This is a genomic window from Metabacillus sp. GQ13 (assembly GCF_059758525.1).
Genome location: NZ_JCAXET010000051.1, coordinates 1 through 469, shown reverse-complemented (window position 1 = coordinate 469; position 469 = coordinate 1). Strand labels below are relative to the sequence as shown.

The following is a 469-nucleotide window of genomic DNA, read 5'->3' as shown; positions in this document are numbered from 1 at the left end:
TATTGTTTGGAACAACTTTATTATCATAACATTTCTGTTTTAATAATGTCAAGTCTTTTTTTAAAAGGTGGAGCCTAGCGGGATCGAACCGCTGACCTCCTGCGTGCAAGGCAGGCGCTCTCCCAGCTGAGCTAAGGCCCCAATATGGGTTTTGGTTAATGGTCGGGAAGACAGGATTCGAACCTGCGACCCCTTGGTCCCAAACCAAGTGCTCTACCAAGCTGAGCTACTTCCCGTTTGAAAAACAGTAAATCGTAATTAAATTATGGCGCGCCCGAGAGGAGTCGAACCCCTAACCTCTTGATCCGTAGTCAAACGCTCTATCCAATTGAGCTACGGGCGCAAATAAGAAAGTTATTTTGCTACTGCAAAAAACTATGGTGCCGAGAACCGGAATCGAACCGGTACGGTAGTCACCTACCGCAGGATTTTAAGTCCTGTGCGTCTGCCAGTTCCGCCACCCCGGCAC

4 tRNA genes are annotated in these 469 nt (G+C 48.2%); all 4 read right to left on the bottom strand.

Annotated elements, in window-relative coordinates:
• Positions 1–68: 68 nt before the first annotated feature.
• Positions 69–141 (bottom strand) — tRNA-Ala (locus AC6CHR_RS25095).
• Between the two features lie 18 nt (positions 142–159).
• Positions 160–236: transfer RNA gene (locus AC6CHR_RS25090), tRNA-Pro, on the bottom strand.
• A gap of 30 nt (positions 237–266) precedes the next feature.
• Positions 267–343, bottom strand: a tRNA-Arg gene (locus AC6CHR_RS25085).
• A 35-nt stretch (positions 344–378) separates the two neighbouring features.
• A tRNA-Leu gene (locus AC6CHR_RS25080) sits at positions 379–467 on the bottom strand.
• Positions 468–469: the final 2 nt, after the last annotated feature.